The organism is Acinetobacter beijerinckii CIP 110307 (genome assembly GCF_000369005.1).
Classification (GTDB): domain Bacteria; phylum Pseudomonadota; class Gammaproteobacteria; order Pseudomonadales; family Moraxellaceae; genus Acinetobacter; species Acinetobacter beijerinckii.
Window position 1 is genome coordinate 38,426 of record NZ_KB849764.1, and the last position, 15,906, is coordinate 54,331.

Genomic DNA, 15,906 nt, shown 5'->3' on the forward strand with positions numbered 1-15,906 from the left:
TAAAAACAATGATTAGTTATCTAAATCACCTTATTTCATATTGAGGGCTTATATAGTCTATATTTTATAAAACATTCACCGCTAAACATAATTTCACTTTCAAACTCAAATCCTAATAAATAAACTCCTTTTAATTTATTTCTTGTAGGGGGTAATAAGATCGTGATTGATTCCATCCCCATTTCATTAAATGCTTTTCTTATAATTTCATTAAATATTTTCTTGCCTAATCCCCAGTACTTGGGATGCAACACTAATGCTAAATCAGCATCTCCATCTTCATATTGTAAGCCACCCCAACCTGCAAATTTATTGTCGACTAGAAATGCCCAAGGACCATAACCATGGTCTTGCCATTGTTTTTCTTTTCCTTTAACCCAAGCAAGACATTGTTTTTCATCAAATAGGCTATCTTTAGCCAAAGGCATATGTTTGAGCACTCGGTCGTTAGTTAGTAACGAAATAATGTCAGCGATTTCAATATTACTTAGACGACAAAACTCAATATTCAATGTGTATTCCTAAAAATATGAATGGCACTTTATTATAAAATCTAAATGATTATTTATAATTATTATTTTTCAAAATAAGATTGAGATATGAAAAAAGCCCAATCATAAAGAATTGGGCTTTGTATCGAGCTATAAATTTAAATCTGCTCAGGTGTTCCAAACAATTCATTAAATGCCTGATCTGGTTTAGGCTGTTTCATAAAGCTTTCACCAACAAGGAAAGTATGAATATCATTTGCCTGCATCATTTGCACATCCGCAGGAGTGGCGATACCACTTTCAGTGACTAATACACGAGAAGCAGGCAATAACCTCTTTAAACGAATAGATGTATTCAAATCCACATCAAAAGTTTTAAGGTTACGATTATTCACACCTAAAATGCATTGTTCAGATAATTTTAACGCACGTTCTAACTCATATTCATCATGTACTTCAACTAATACATCTAATTGATGTTCAAATGCTGTTTTAGACATTTCTTCTAGTTGTTGGTCAGATAAACATGCCACGATTAATAAAATACAATCTGCATGTAATGCACGTGCTTCAACAACATTGTAAGGATCAATTAAAAAGTCTTTACGTAACGCTGGTAGGGCACAATGCTGACGCGCAATTGCAATATTCTCATCAGCGCCTTGGAAAAAGTCTACATCTGTTAAAACAGAGAGACATGCTGCACCTGCTTGTTCATATTGCTGTGCAATTTCCGCAGGATTAAACTCCGCACGAATCACACCCTTTGAAGGTGATGCTTTCTTAATTTCAGCAATTACAGCAGGGCGTTTATGCTGTAAAGCCTTGGCAAAACCACGAACAGGTGTTGCTTCTTTTGCCCATTGTTCTACATCATGCAAACTACGTTGTTTCAAACGTGCAGTAAGCTCCTCATGTTTGCGGTCAACAATTTTACCTAAAATGGTATTTTGAATATCGATCATGAGAAATCCTTAGTCAGCCTGATATTGTTTCAATGTTTTAGTAAATTCAGCCAAAATACTCATTTTTTCCAAGGCTTGACCGCCATAAAGAATATCCTGAGCAAACTCAACTGCTTGTTTATAAGTTTTGGTAATGCCAGCCACGTAAATGCCAGCAGCAGCATTGAGTGCAATCATATTTGCTGCTTTTTCACCAATTTCAGATTTATCTCGACTCAAAGCATCTTTGATCAACTTTAAACTTTCTTCTGAGCTATTTACCACTAAACCTGTAAGGGTTTGCGATGGGATACCTACTTCATCAGGTGTAAGCGTCCATTCAGTGATTTCACCATCTTTAAGCTCAGCCACAGTAGTTGGCGCAGCAAGACTGATTTCATCTAAACCATCTTTAGAATGTACAACCATTACATGTACTGCACCGAGTTGTTTTAGAACTTCTGCGATTGGTCGGCAAAGTTCATCAGAGAACACACCAATAACAAAACGATTTACACCTGCAGGATTTGTGAGAGGACCAAGTAAATTAAAAATACTGCGAATACCTAGCTCACGGCGTGGTGCAACGGCATATTTCATAGCTTTATGATGATTCGGCGCAAATAGAAAGCCTACACCAATTTCACGTATGCAACGTTCAGTTTGCTGCATATCTAAATCAAGTTGGATACCCATCTGTTCAAGGACATCAGAAGAACCTGATTTGCTCGATACCCCACGATTGCCGTGCTTAGCAATTGTTGCGCCAGCGGCAGCAATAACAAAGCTAGATGCTGTAGAGACATTAAATAAATTTTGCCCATCGCCACCTGTGCCAACAATATCAACCAAATGTGGGATATCACTGACATCAATTTTAATCGCGAATTCACGCATGATACGCGCAGCCGCAGTTATTTCATCAATACTTTCGCCCTTCATACGCAAGCCCATCATTAATGCGCCTATTTGGGCATCAGTGGCTTCACCTTGCATGATGCCGCGCATCAAATCTTCCATTTGAGGTTGGGTGAGATGAATATTTTTAGTAATGTGATTCAGTGCCTGTTGGATATTCATAGTCATGAGTTACAGTATTAAGAATTGATTAAATTTGAAAATAGTTTGATTTGGTCGCAATTGGTTCGGTACGACGAAGGAGTAATACTTGAGCTAAAAGCTAGTGAGTTATGTTATCAGAAAATAATGTGGATTTTATATGCTTTAAATAAAAACCTGATGTGCTCTAAATTTAGACATATTGCTATAATTTTCTACTATCATAATCAATCAATAACAAACTTTATTTATAAATTTCTGCCTTGATGAGAATTTCGATATGTACGTCAGCCAACTTTTAAATTATCCCGTGAAATCATGTAAAGGCAATCAGCTATCTGAAATGGAAATTGATAGTTTTGGGCCAAAATGGGATCGTCGATGGATGTTGGTTGATAGCGATGATCGTTTCGTGACTCAGCGACAAATTGCAGAAATGGGACAAATAGGGGTTAGCGTTTCTTCGGAAGATGTTTGTTTTGATTATCAGTCTGAACATATTGAGCTCAGTTTAATTGAGGCTCAAGGACATAAAGATGAGCGTCTAGTGACCGTATGGCAAGATCAGGTTAAGGGAAATCGAATTGATCATCCAGTGAATGATTGGCTCAGTGAAAAGTTAGAGAAAAAGGTACAACTGGTATATATGCCACTTGAAACGGTTCGTCAGGTCGATCCAGAATATGCGCAACTTGGTGAGCGGGTTGGTTTTGCTGATGGTTTTCCTTTTTTGATTATAAGTGAAGCCTCTGTCGAGTTTCTTTCTGAAAAAGTTGGCTATGCATTGGATGTACAACGTTTTAGACCAAATATTGTTATTTCAGGATGTGATACTTTTGCTGAAGACAAATGGCAGCAAATTCAAATTGGTGAGATTGTATTTGATTTAGTTAAACCATGCTCTCGCTGTGTTATTCCGACTATTGATTTAGTTACAGGACAAAAACAGCCTGAAGTCATGCGAGCGATGCTCATGTATCGCAAACAAGGAAATAAAGTCATGATGGGGCAAAATGCATTACATCGTGGAGAAGGCGTTATACAAGTTGCACAAGAAGTTAAAATTCTCGGCTAAATACATGATTGAATACAGATTAGATAGTAAAAAAAGCCAATCATTGAATGAATGATTGGCTTTTTTATGAGTGAATCATCTTAATCGTTATTTGTAGTCTCTCTAACACCGAGTAATTGGCTTGTTGCAACACCAGCGGTCATTGAGCCATTTACGTTTAGCGCCGTACGCCCCATATCAATTAGGGGTTCAATTGAGATAAGTAGAGCGACCAATGTAACTGGCAGCCCCATTGCAGGTAAAACAATCAAAGCAGCAAATGTTGCGCCACCACCGACACCTGCAACCCCAATTGAGCTTAAAGTCACAATCACAACAAGCTGTGCAATCCATAAAGGGTCTAAAGGGGTGATACCAACTGTTGGTGCTACCATGACTGCGAGCATTGCAGGATATAACCCCGCACATCCATTTTGACCAATGGTTGCTCCGAAAGAGGCTGAAAAACTTGCAATGCCTTCAGGTACGCCCAGTTGTTTTGTTTGGGCCTCAATGTTCAGAGGAATACTAGCGGCACTTGAGCGGCTGGTAAATGCAAATGTTAAAACAGGAAAAACTTTCTTGAAAAAATCGATTGGATTTATACGGACAAACAGTAAAATCAACGCATGGACGATGAACATAATCGCAAGACCGAGATAGGAAGCGACAAGAAATTCACCTAGTTTAACGATATCAGCAACATTCGCCGTCGCAACCATTTTCGCCATTAAAGCGAATACACCATACGGTGTAAATTGCATCACTAAGCGAACTAAACCAATGATTAATGCTTGTAGAGCTTCAATTCCATGTCGAATTCTTTCGCCGTTGATTGGATCTTTATCCATCAGTTTAAGTGCTGCAACCCCTAAAAAAGCAGAGAAAATTACAACACTAATAATCGCGGTTGGACGAACCCCAGTCAGATCAGCGAAAGGATTTTGAGGTAATAATGAGAGGAGTAGTTTAGGCACATCGAGGTTGGTTACTTGACCAATGTAGTCGGTTTGTAGCGCTGCAAGACGAGCAGTTTCCTGAGAGCCTTGTACTAACCCCTCAGCCGTTAAACCAAATAAATTGGTCACACCAATCCCAACGAAAGCAGCAATTGCTGTGGTAAATAATAAAATACCGATAACGAAGCTGCTAATTTTACCTAATGACGTGGTTTGATGAAGTTTGACAACAGCACTCAAAATCGAGATGAAAATAAGTGGCATGATCACCATTTGTAATAGTTGAACATAACCATTTCCAACTAAATTAAACCACGTCACTGACTCTGCAATAATAGAACTGTCTGCATAAATCGTTTTTAAGCCTAGACCATAAACGATACCGACACCCATACCGATGAGCACTTTTTTTGCAAGGCTCCAATCTGGTCGATAAGTAAAAAACAATCCTGCCATGAGCAAGAAAAATACAATAATATTCAATAAAACCAAGGTATTCACAATAAGGCTATCCTGATTGATATTTCAGGGGGAGATATCTAAAAAATAATTTACAGATTCTATCATCCACTTACCCTGAAGCTTAATCATTCCTATGACTATACTTAATCTAAAAAATTAAAAAGGCGTCTAAATCATCTGAAAACTGTGTTTAAACTTCCTTTTAAAAACATGTGAAAAGTCGATTAATTATTGAAAAAGAATGAATTGTTTTAAATAAATGTTTGTTGTTTAATTTTAATGCTGAAAATATGATCAGTATGTATAAGTTATATATTGATTTTAGATGTTCAAAATAAAAACAGCCTATTCATTAAAATAGGCTGTTTGAAGACTGAGAATTTTTAATTCTTGAGTTTAAGCATACATATCCAAGAAGTTTTTAAAAATTTGATGACCATGTTCGCTTAAAATTGACTCAGGATGAAATTGAACACCTTCAACAGGTAGTGTTTTGTGTTTCACTCCCATAATTTCTTCAATGGTTCCATCAGCTTGATTGGTCCAACAGGTAACTTCTAAGCATTCAGGTAAGCTTTCTTGTTCGATTACGAGAGAGTGATAGCGAGTTGCAGCAAAGGGTGAAGGTAAATTGCTAAAAATTCCTTTATCACTATGGTGCATATCTGACAAACGACCATGCATGACTGTTTTAGCACGGATAATATTGCCACCGAATGCTTGTCCTATTGCTTGATGACCTAAGCAAACACCGAGCAATGGAATTTTTCCTGCAAAATGATTAATCGTTGGTATAGAAATTCCTGCTTCACTTGGGGAGCATGGGCCAGGACCAATCACTAAATATTTTGGCTGCCATCGCTCAATGTCCTCTAATGTCACTTGATCATTACGAACAACTTTTACTTCTTGATTCAACTCGCCAAAATATTGAACGATGTTGTAAGTAAATGAGTCATAATTGTCAATCATTAGAAGCATGATTATAACCTTTTGAAAATATGCACTTAACTGTGCTATTGAATTCGATAAACTAATCCGAACGCTATGTAATTTCATCTATCTTTAACAAAAGAAGGATTATTCTAGCGATTACGGAAAATCATCATATCAAAACAGACCATTAATGTGGGAAATTTTGAAACAAGTAGTTATTTTAGACCGAGTGATTTTCTTAAATTAAAATAACCAATTAAGTGTGAATAATTTTTGTAATTATACACTTGAGAAAAAAAGAACAAGGTGAATGGAAAGTCTAAATGAATTGATTGGAATGATTCTAAAAAGAATGATATAAAAAGCCAATTTATGCTAAGAATAATGGCGTAATTAGCACTACATTAGTTCTTTGTTATTTATATTGCACTGTTTTGGTACATTTTGTCTTTTTTAGGGACTCTTGCGAAAGAGTAATGTATAAATATGGTGCATTACTAAATGCAAACATTATAGTAGACATAGGACATGGAGCTTAAAGCATTTTTTCTGCAAAGAATTTCAATGTTTTAGGTATGCTTTAAAATTGTTGGTATGATAATTGCTATTTATATATCAACAACTAACACGCACTTAACAGGTGCACAAAAATTTCATTGGAGCAAATGAGCATGGCGAACAAGGTCCTTCAACTCATCAAAGAAAGTGGCGCAAAATGGGTCGATTTTCGCTTTACTGATACTAAGGGTAAAGAGCAACACGTAACTTATCCTGCCGATACTATTGATGAAGATACGTTTGAAGACGGTAAAATGTTTGATGGTTCTTCAATCGCTGGTTGGAAAGGCATTGAAGCGTCTGACATGATCTTACGTCCAGATGCTGAAACAGGTTTCCTTGACCCGTTCTTTGCTGAGCCAACAGTTGTTGTGACTTGTGACGTAATTGAGCCTTCTACTGGTCAAGGTTATGAGCGTGATCCACGTTCGATTGCTCGTCGTGCAGAAGAGTATTTAAAATCTACAGGTATTGGCGATACTGCATTCTTTGGTCCAGAACCAGAATTCTTCGTTTTTGACGAAGTGAAATGGGATATCGATATGTCTGGCGCTCGCCATACATTAATCGCTGAAGAAGCTGCATGGTCTACAGGTAAAGATTACGAAGCTGGTAACTCAGGTCACCGTCCACGTGTGAAAGGTGGTTACTTCCCAGTTCCTCCAGTTGACTCTCATCAAGACATGCGTGCTGAAATGTGTGCACGTATTGAAGACATCATGGGTCCTGGTCGTGTAGAAGTACATCACCACGAAGTTGCTTCTTGCCAATTAGAAATTGGTGTGAGCTTCAATACCTTAGTTCGTAAAGCGGACGAAGTTCAACAATTCAAATATGCAGTTTGGAACGTTGCTCACCAATATGGCAAAACAGCGACATTTATGCCTAAGCCAATGGTAGGTGATAACGGTTCTGGTATGCACGTTCACATGTCTATCTCTAAAGATGGTAAGAACTTGTTTGCTGGTGATGAATATGCTGGTTTATCAGAAATGGCATTATTCTTCATCGGTGGTGTAATCAAACACGCTCGTGCGTTGAATGCGATTACGAATCCAGGTACAAACTCTTATAAGCGTTTAGTTCCGCACTATGAAGCACCAATTATGCTTGCTTACTCAGCACGTAACCGTTCTGCTTCTATCCGTATTCCTTACGTTTCTAGCCCTAAAGGCAAGCGTATCGAAGCACGTTTCCCTGATCCATTAATGAACCCGTACTTAGGTTTTGCTGCATTATTAATGGCTGGTCTTGATGGTATTCAAAACAAGATTCACCCAGGTGAAGCTGCTGATAAAAACTTGTATGATCTTCCTCCTGAAGAAGAAGCAAAAATCCCAACAGTTGCTCATAACTTAGAAATGGCAATTGCTGCGCTTGAAGCTGATCATGAGTTCTTATTAAAAGGCGGTGTATTCACTAAAGAAATGCTTGATGCATATATCGAACTTAAAACTGAAGATGTACGTCGTCTTAACACGACTACTCACCCAGTTGAATTTGATATGTACTACAGCCTGTAATACATCCTTATTCAAAAAAGCTCGCTTCGGCGAGCTTTTTTATGTCTAAACTTTTAACTATAGTATTGAATTGAAATATATTTCTAAAATTGATATATGCTAAATGTGATTATTAAATACTTTATATGTCATTTTAGTAGATGATTTAACAAAGATATTTTTTAGTAAAAGATTTTTGAATGTTTAAAACACAGACCAAACAAAGAACAAATTCCCATCCTAATTTAAGTTAGAGTAAGATAGTCTCCAAACATCAAGTCATGAAAAACTGATAAGGAATAATATTATGCAGCAACAAGTCATCATTGTCGGTGGAGGTATGGTTGGACTCAGCCTTGCTTTAATGTTGGCAAAATCTAATATCGCAGTAAAGTTATTAGAAGCTGTGAAATATCCAAATTACGATGATGAAAATATTGCTCCTTATCATTCCAGTTTTGATGCGCGTAACACGGCATTGTCACGCCGCAGCGTACAGATCTATCAAAAATTAGGTTTGTGGGAAGCACTTCAGCAATATGCTACGCCGATCTTACAAGTGCATATTACCGAGCAAGGCAGTTTTGGTAAGGCGCGTTTAGTCGCAGAACAAGAAAAAGTAGAAAGCTTTGGACAAGTGATCGAGAATGCTTGGTTAGGTCGTGTATTGTTAACTCAAGTGCGTCAACAACCTCTCATTGAGTTAATTGATGGTGTGCAAGTGACGTCTCTAACCCAAGATTCAGATTACGTGCAAATTGAAGCGATGCGTAACGGTGAATATATTCATTCATTAAAATCCAAGTTAGTGATTGCAGCCGATGGCCGTGATTCATTCTGCCGTCAAGCGATTGGTGTGGCAGTTGACGAACATGATTACGACCAAGTCGCAATTGTGACCACCGTACAGACTTCTAAGCCGCACCAGCATGTTGGTTTTGAACGTTTTAGCGCATTAGGGCCGTTGGCATTGTTACCATTACCGGGTGAATACCGTCGCTCAGTGGTTTGGCCTGTAAAAAAAGGCACTGAAGCAGAATGGTTGGGTGAAGAAAATGATCAGCACTTCCTTGATGCTTTGCAGGAAACCTATGGCGATCGAGCAGGTAAGTTTGAAAAAACAGGTAAGCGTTTTAGCTATCCCTTGTCGCAAGTCTTGGCGCATAAACAGGCAGTTGGGCGTGTGGTATTGATGGGCAATGCAGCACATACCATTCACCCCGTGGCAGGACAAGGTTTTAATCTGTGCTTGCGTGATGCGGATGTGTTGGTTCGTTTCTTGTTGGAACAATTGGCGAAGTCCGATGATGTTGGTGCTCCAGAAAATTTATTGGCTTATGAGCAATCCCGTTTAAAGGATCAGCAACGGGTGATCAAGTTCTGTGATTCGGTAGTGCGTGGCTTTAGCAATCAAAATCCAATCCTTAAATTATTAAGAAATACAGGCTTGGTTGCTTTTGACGTGATTCCAGGGATTAAACCTTTGGTTGCGAACTATGCGATGGGGCTAAAAGCATGAGTGAGCTGTTAGATGTTGTGATTGTAGGCGGTGGTTTAGTCGGAGGTTTAACTGCTTTGCTATTGGCTCAAGGTGGTGTGCAAGCTACAGTGCTGGATGCAGCGCCTGTGCTTGATCAAGACAAAACACTGGCGGTGATGAATCCTCGTGTATTGGCACTGAGTCAGGCAACGATTCATTTGCTTAAAACAGTCGATGTTTGGGATGATTTAGCACGTCAAATGCCATATTCAGGCATGCAAGTCTGGAATAAAAATGGCTATGGTGAAATTAATTTTGGCCATGCCTCTGAACAGCAACCTCCGCCAGATCAAGCTCTTGGTTCAATGGTCGAGCCAAGCGTTTTGAATGTTGCGATTCAACAGAAAATGTTGCAGCAGCTTAAAGACTACCGCACTCAAGTCAAAGTCATACGGATCGAACAAATTCCACAAGGTTGGTCTATTCAATTGGCGGATGGCACAACATTAAAGGCTAAGTTACTTATTGGTGCTGATGGTGCGAACTCTTTTGTACGTGAGCAAGCTTATATTGATTTAGATGTACTGGATTACAAACAAGCTGCGATCAGTTGTGCAATTAAAACTACTCAGCCGAATCAATATGTAGCTCGTCAAATTTTTCTACCGACAGGTCCGCTGGCATATTTACCAATGGCGAGTTTGGATTCACAAGAGAATGGTTATTGGCAGTCGATTGTTTGGACTTTACCTGATGATTATGCTGATGAGTATTCAGCACTGACTGATCAAGATTTTATGCGATTGATCACTCAGGAGAGCCTACAAATGTTGGGTGAGGTCGTTGATGTTCGCTCTAGAGCACAATTTCCACTTAAAGCGCGTGCAGCGCAGCGCTATATCAAATCAGGCTTGGCATTGATTGGTGATGCTGCCCACGTCATTCATCCTTTAGCTGGACAAGGTGTGAATATTGGCTGTCTAGACGCTGCGGTACTGTGCGATGTCTTACTACATGATTTAAAGCGTGGCGCATGGGCAAACGATCAAACTTTATTACGTTATGAACACCTGCGTAAAGGGCAGAATGATGCGATGATGCATAGCATGTCCGCGATTGGTTGGTTGGAAAGTTCGGAGTTATTTCCATTTGTTTGGGCAAGAAACTTTGGGCTGAAACAGGTTGAACAATTCGATTGGTTTAAAGATCGCTTTATGAACCAAGCCAATGGATTAGCGGCATTACGATACACAAGATACGCTTGCTAAAAAAGAGTAGATATTTTTTAAACAATCATTTATAAATCAGAGTGAATTTGGTTATAAAATACACAATTTTGCAAATATTTTGCTTTGATAAATGTGAAGAGCTTGCTAAATTTCACCAAGTTCTGATGACCAAATAACGATGATGAGAGTTTTAGTCATTGTGGGGAGAGTAATATGACGGAAATGAATGATTACGACGAAAACACAGAAGATTCTGCTGTAGACGATGAAGAGGCGAAAGCCGCAGAAAGTGGCGCTGATAGTGAAGAATCAAGTGCCAATGATGCTGATCTTGCTGAAGCAGAAACATTGACTGTTACTGCTAAGCTAAAACAACGCCAAGCTTTAGAAGATGAAGTAGCTGCATTTCTTGCACGTGGTGGACGTATTACAGAAGTTCCACCAGATGAACATCAAGATTAAGTCAGTTATGGCATAGAAAAAGCATCACGATCGTGGTGCTTTTTCTGTTGCTCAAAGACTTAGATTAGAGAAGCAACGATGTAGCAATACTCCACATGATACAACCAATAATAAAGTCTAATATTTTCCATGCTTTTGGGTTAGTGAATAGTGGTTTTAAGAATTTAGATCCATAACCTAAACTAAAAAAGAACATCCATGAGGCAACGATACTGCCTAAAGCAAAACTCATTTTATCCTCAAATTGAGTAGCTAATGAGCCAATAAGTACAATCGTATCTAAGTAAACGTGAGGATTTAACCATGTAAATGCCAGCCCAGTTAAAAGTACTTGGGTTAATGTTTGATGGTGACCTTGGTTGAGTTGCATACTATGAGTCGTTTTAAATGAAGCATAGAATGATCTAGCACCATAAACAAACAAGAAAATTGCACCAAAATAATGAGTAAGTTTCATTAGAATTGGAGATGCGGTCATGATTTCAGCAAAACCCAATACACCTAATCCAATTAAAATAGAGTCAGAAAGGGCGCATATAAAACATAGCCAAAATACATATTGCTGTTTGAGCCCTTGTTTTAGGACTAAGGCATTTTGAGCACCAATAGCGACAATCAGACCACTGCCTATACCAAAACCTTTGATAAAAATGCCAAGAGAGATCATAAAAAAAGAAGAGAAAATAAGATGAGAGAATTATCTGACTTTTAAGCTTAAAATAAGTAAAATTAAGAATATTTAGGTTTGACTAAAAATAATTAAGGTTAATATGCTCGATAGTAAGCAATGTGAAGCTTTTCTTGCGGTGGCTGAATTGGGAAGTTTTGATGCTGCTGGTGAATTTTTATTTATTACACCTTCGGCTGTGTCATTACGAGTACAGGCCTTAGAAAAATATCTTGGACAAGTTCTAATCCTTCGTGGTCGTCCATCTACGCTTACATATGCAGGAGTAACCTTACTCGATCATTTGCGGCATACCCGATTAATGGAGCAAAATTTATTACAAGGTTTAATGGGTAAAACTTCTGATTCTAAATTTTATAAAATTGCCTTGGCCTCAAATGCTGATTCATTGGCAACATGGCTTTTACCTTCAATTCAATCAACACTCATTAAAGAAAAGATCGTATTGGAATTGAAAATTGATGATCAATCTCACACACATTCTTTGTTAGAAACAGGTCAAGTCAATGCGTGTATTTCTGCTGAGGCTGAAGTGATGTCTGGCTGTTTAGCACAGCCACTTGGCAAAATGCGCTATAAAATGTTGGCTTCGACGGATTTTGTTAAATATTGGTTTAGACAAGGGGTTAATAGGGAGCGTTTGAGATCTGCGCCTGCAGTTATTTTTAATCATAAAGATCTGATGCATTCAGACATATTATTAAAGTATTTTGGATTATCGATGCAAAGTTATCCCTTTCATTTTATTCCATCGACAGATGCATTTGTTAAAGCAATCCAATTAGGTTTGGGCTACGGAATGGCACCAGAGATTCAAGTTCAATCCTTACTCGATAATGGTTTACTTGTGGAACTAATGCCTGAAGCTGAACTTGATATTCCTCTGTATTGGCATCATTGGAAACGACAGTCGCAACAATTAGAAATATTGACTGAAACGATTATCCAAGCAGCTCAGAAAATACTGAGATAGATGTGTTTTTTTAATTGTGATGAATGTTGTCTAAAGCTAAGTAAATGATAGGTTGCAACTATTCACGTTGTTAATTATTTGCAAGGCAATATATCCAAAATTAATTGCCTTGCATCTTGCTCGTTATTCGGCTTGGGTTAATTCCAAAGCGCGTTGATATGCGATTTTTTTCTTAATACCAGTTAAATCTGCTGCTAATTGAGACGCGGCTTTGACCGACAAATCTTGTAGTAAACGTTTCAATAAATGATCTAATTTTTCTTGTTCCAAGTCTTTTTCAGCTGTCGCACCACCGACAATAACCACAATTTCACCTTTTTGTTGATTATGATCATTTTCAATAAAAGTAACTAAATCTTTTAAAGTCATTTTTTTGATCGTTTCAAAAGTCTTGGTAATTTCACGTGCAAAACCAACAGGGCGATCTTCACCAAACACTTCAGCCATATTTTTAATACTTTCTAAAATACGGTGTGGTGCTTCATAAAAAATTAACGTTTGAGTTTCATCTTTTAATTTTTCAAGTTGGCTAATGCGTTGTGATGATTTAGATGGTAAAAAACCTTCAAAACTAAAGCGATCACTCGGTAGTCCAACGGCACTCAATGCTGCGATTGCGGCACATGCACCGGGTAAAGGTATGACACGAATTCCTTGTTCTTGTGCAGCGCGAACCAGTTTAAAACCTGGGTCGCTAATGAGAGGCGTACCAGCATCACTGATTAAAGCAATACTTTCACCTTTTAACATTCTTTGTATAAGTTGATCAATTTTGTTACTTTCATTGTGATCATGACACGCTGTAAGCGGAGTTGAGATATTATAGTGTTTGAATAATTGAGCAGATTGACGAGTATCTTCTGCTGCAACCACCGATACAGACTTTAAAATATCAATTGCACGAAAGGTCATGTCATCTAAGTGCCCAATCGGGGTTGCTACAACAAATAATTGAGCACTCATAAAAGGTAACTCCCTCATGTATAAAAAAATTTGGCTGCTTTTTAGTTTGGCAGCAATAATGAGTCCAGCTTATGCGGACGTATTGGTGATTCTACCTGAATCTGGTGCAATGGCGCGAGCAGGTCAGAGTATCAAACGCGGTTTCTTGAGTGCTTATACAGCATCTGGTAGTAAAGAAAAAATCATTTTTGTAGATTCGGCAAAAAATAGCATAGATACAATTTTTAAAAAGAAATTGAATAGTAAGACGAAATTAATTGTCGGACCTTTGGTGAGGTCAGAAATAGAAGCCGTTATGCAGTTAAATCCTGTGATTCCTGTTCTTGCATTAAATGATTTAAATCAGCAATCGAATAATGTTTGGCAATTTAGTCTCTCAAAGCAACAGGATGCGGTGGCGTTAAATCAATTACTGAAGAAAGATAAAATAAAAAAATTAATGGTTTTTCGTGAGTCAGGAGTCGAATCAGCTACCGAACTGTTGCTCATGTCAGTAGCTAGTGAATTTGGTTCTGGACTTCATTTTGTCAATGAACTACCTAAAAAAATATCCAAAAAAGAGGGGTTGTTACTACTCGGAAGCCATCAATGGTTAGAACAATTAGGATCATTACCTGAAAAGAATATTTATGCTACCCCGATCAGTATTGAACAAGGGAAAACTATTCCGCTTGGATTAAGTTTTTGTGATACGCCTGCATTATATAACGGGCAGTGGAATGACGTAATTAAAGCTTATAAAGAACAACCAGAGAATATGGCATTTCAACGACTCCTCGCATTTGGTGGTGACGCATGGACAATCAGTCAACAATTTTTAAATACTTCACAACCTGAGTTTTCATTTGAAGGACGAACGGGGGCAATCTATGTCAATCATGGCAAAATTGATCGGCAACCGTATTGTTATCAACAACAAAAACATGGCATCCAACTTTTAAAATGAGAATCTAGCCAAGATGGAGCTTCACAGACAAAAGCTAGGTGAGTGGGCTGAGCTCACAGCTTTAGTTTTTTTACAAACACAACAATATCATTATGTAAGTAAAAACTATCATTCGAGGTATGGTGAAATAGATTTAATCGTAGCAAAAGGAAAGGAGTTGATCTTTGTTGAAGTAAAAGCAAGAACTGCGGGAAGTTACGCGGAATCTTGTGAGGTCATATCTCAGGCTCAACAACGTAAAATCATTAAAACTGCTCAATTATTTTTACAAAAAAATCCACAATATGGTGATTTTGATTGTCGTTTTGATGTGATTTGTTTTGATTTTCCACAGAAAATTGCAAAAACAGTACAACCAGATTTTTCAAAATTGCAGTATGATCAGCAATGGATAGAGCATGCGTTTACTTTAGACTGAATGATAGTTTGAGCTTTTTTAGATAAATGCCGAAGATTTAACAAGTTTGTAGATAGGGAGTCTTGCCAAGTGTTAAAACGTTTAACGATTACGTTAATTTGCGCTGCAAGTTTATCGGGATGTGCGAGTTTTATTTCTGGTGGTACAGGTAGTTCGCCTGTAGGTAAAGAGAGCGGTGAGCGTAGTTTAGGGCAGGTTTTTATTGATTCTTCAATTAAAAGAACTGCGAACATTAATTTGTATAAATTAGATCATCGTTTCAAACAATCACGCATCAATATTGAAAGTTTTCATAGTAATGTTTTATTAACTGGGCAAGTACCTGATCCGTATTTAAAGCAACTGGCAGAAGATAATTTACGCGCTATGACTGACGTTAAAGCAGTGCATAATTATATCACTGTCGGGGATAAAGTTGGTTATAACACAATTATGCAAGATTCAACTGTAACTGCTAATACACGTGGTTTGCTCATGCGTGCGCCTGTAGTTTCAGATAGTAAAGTTCTTGTGCATACTGAAAATGGTGTGCTTTATGTGATGGGGCGTCTAAATAGTGCTGAACAGAGAGATTTAGATGATGTCTTACAAAAAGTGGGTAATGTGAGTAAAATTGTCACTCTGATTGATAATATTGACCAGCCTTCAGGAACAATAGCAAGTTCAACTGCTGCAACGCCAATGGTGGGAACGGCAACGGCGCAACCTTTAGTTGAAACGCCTGTGGCAATTGATCCTGATCAGGTTGAACCTGCGACCATAACACCGACTACACCTTAATT

At 38.0% G+C, this 15,906-nt stretch carries 16 protein-coding genes; 9 read left to right on the forward strand and 7 right to left on the reverse strand.

The annotated features are described in order from the left end of the window. Positions 1–35: 35 nt before the first annotated feature. The 3 genes from F933_RS01840 to trpD all read right to left on the reverse strand — a co-directional run bounded on the left by F933_RS01840 (position 36) and on the right by trpD (position 2,515). A complete protein-coding gene (locus tag F933_RS01840; protein ID WP_005058011.1) occupies positions 36–512 on the reverse strand; it encodes a GNAT family N-acetyltransferase in 477 nt (158 codons plus the stop codon). A gap of 137 nt (positions 513–649) precedes the next feature. Then, positions 650–1,456: an indole-3-glycerol phosphate synthase TrpC gene (gene trpC / locus F933_RS01845; protein ID WP_005058013.1), complete on the reverse strand. Its 807-nt coding sequence runs from the start codon at positions 1,454–1,456 to the stop codon at positions 650–652. A gap of 9 nt (positions 1,457–1,465) precedes the next feature. Further along, positions 1,466–2,515 (reverse strand): anthranilate phosphoribosyltransferase, encoded by a 1,050-nt coding sequence (gene trpD / locus F933_RS01850; protein ID WP_034710320.1) that lies wholly within the window; start codon positions 2,513–2,515, stop codon positions 1,466–1,468. 259 nt (positions 2,516–2,774) lie between these two features. On the opposite strand from trpD, the gene F933_RS01855 reads away from it, so the two are divergent. Further along, entirely contained in the window at positions 2,775–3,569 is a 795-nt protein-coding gene (locus tag F933_RS01855) for an MOSC domain-containing protein (protein ID WP_005052948.1), read from the forward strand. Between the two features lie 80 nt (positions 3,570–3,649). On the opposite strand, the gene F933_RS01860 is transcribed toward F933_RS01855, so the two are convergent. Next, entirely contained in the window at positions 3,650–5,008 is a 1,359-nt protein-coding gene (locus tag F933_RS01860) for an L-cystine transporter (protein WP_005058019.1), read from the reverse strand. A 357-nt stretch (positions 5,009–5,365) separates the two neighbouring features. Then, positions 5,366–5,950: an anthranilate synthase component II gene (locus F933_RS01865; protein WP_005058022.1), complete on the reverse strand. Its 585-nt coding sequence runs from the start codon at positions 5,948–5,950 to the stop codon at positions 5,366–5,368. Positions 5,951–6,570: 620 nt separating this feature from the next. On the opposite strand from F933_RS01865, the gene glnA reads away from it, so the two are divergent. From glnA to F933_RS01885, 4 genes are all read left to right on the forward strand, one after another. Then, the gene (gene glnA / locus F933_RS01870; protein ID WP_171057879.1) at positions 6,571–7,986 is read left to right on the forward strand and encodes a type I glutamate--ammonia ligase; all 1,416 of its coding nucleotides are present in this window, start codon (positions 6,571–6,573) and stop codon (positions 7,984–7,986) included. Positions 7,987–8,272: 286 nt separating this feature from the next. Further along, entirely contained in the window at positions 8,273–9,484 is a 1,212-nt protein-coding gene (ubiH, locus tag F933_RS01875) for a 2-octaprenyl-6-methoxyphenyl hydroxylase (protein WP_005058025.1), read from the forward strand. Beyond that, positions 9,481–10,713 (forward strand): FAD-dependent monooxygenase, encoded by a 1,233-nt coding sequence (locus F933_RS01880; RefSeq protein WP_005058027.1) that lies wholly within the window; start codon positions 9,481–9,483, stop codon positions 10,711–10,713. Before ubiH ends, F933_RS01880 begins: the two co-directional genes overlap by 4 nt. A gap of 174 nt (positions 10,714–10,887) precedes the next feature. Further along, a complete protein-coding gene (locus F933_RS01885; protein WP_005058029.1) occupies positions 10,888–11,136 on the forward strand; it encodes a hypothetical protein in 249 nt (82 codons plus the stop codon). Positions 11,137–11,200: 64 nt separating this feature from the next. Here the strand turns inward: F933_RS01885 and F933_RS01890 are convergent, their stop codons facing one another. After that, complete coding sequence (locus F933_RS01890) at positions 11,201–11,803, reverse strand: LysE/ArgO family amino acid transporter (RefSeq protein ID WP_005058030.1); 603 nt, start codon at positions 11,801–11,803, stop codon at positions 11,201–11,203. A 103-nt stretch (positions 11,804–11,906) separates the two neighbouring features. On the opposite strand from F933_RS01890, the gene F933_RS01895 reads away from it, so the two are divergent. Next, positions 11,907–12,797 carry a LysR family transcriptional regulator ArgP gene (locus F933_RS01895; RefSeq protein ID WP_005058033.1) on the forward strand — a complete coding sequence of 297 codons (891 nt, stop codon included), beginning with the start codon at positions 11,907–11,909 and terminating at the stop codon, positions 12,795–12,797. 123 nt (positions 12,798–12,920) lie between these two features. Here the strand turns inward: F933_RS01895 and rsmI are convergent, their stop codons facing one another. Further along, positions 12,921–13,760: a 16S rRNA (cytidine(1402)-2'-O)-methyltransferase gene (gene rsmI / locus F933_RS01900; protein ID WP_005058036.1), complete on the reverse strand. Its 840-nt coding sequence runs from the start codon at positions 13,758–13,760 to the stop codon at positions 12,921–12,923. Between the two features lie 16 nt (positions 13,761–13,776). On the opposite strand from rsmI, the gene F933_RS01905 reads away from it, so the two are divergent. The 3 genes from F933_RS01905 to F933_RS01915 all read left to right on the forward strand — a co-directional run bounded on the left by F933_RS01905 (position 13,777) and on the right by F933_RS01915 (position 15,904). After that, the gene (locus F933_RS01905) at positions 13,777–14,706 is read left to right on the forward strand and encodes a penicillin-binding protein activator (protein WP_005058037.1); all 930 of its coding nucleotides are present in this window, start codon (positions 13,777–13,779) and stop codon (positions 14,704–14,706) included. Positions 14,707–14,719: 13 nt separating this feature from the next. Next, positions 14,720–15,124 (forward strand): YraN family protein, encoded by a 405-nt coding sequence (locus F933_RS01910; RefSeq protein WP_005058039.1) that lies wholly within the window; start codon positions 14,720–14,722, stop codon positions 15,122–15,124. Between the two features lie 69 nt (positions 15,125–15,193). Then, positions 15,194–15,904: a BON domain-containing protein gene (locus F933_RS01915; RefSeq protein WP_005058041.1), complete on the forward strand. Its 711-nt coding sequence runs from the start codon at positions 15,194–15,196 to the stop codon at positions 15,902–15,904. Positions 15,905–15,906 lie beyond the last annotated feature (2 nt).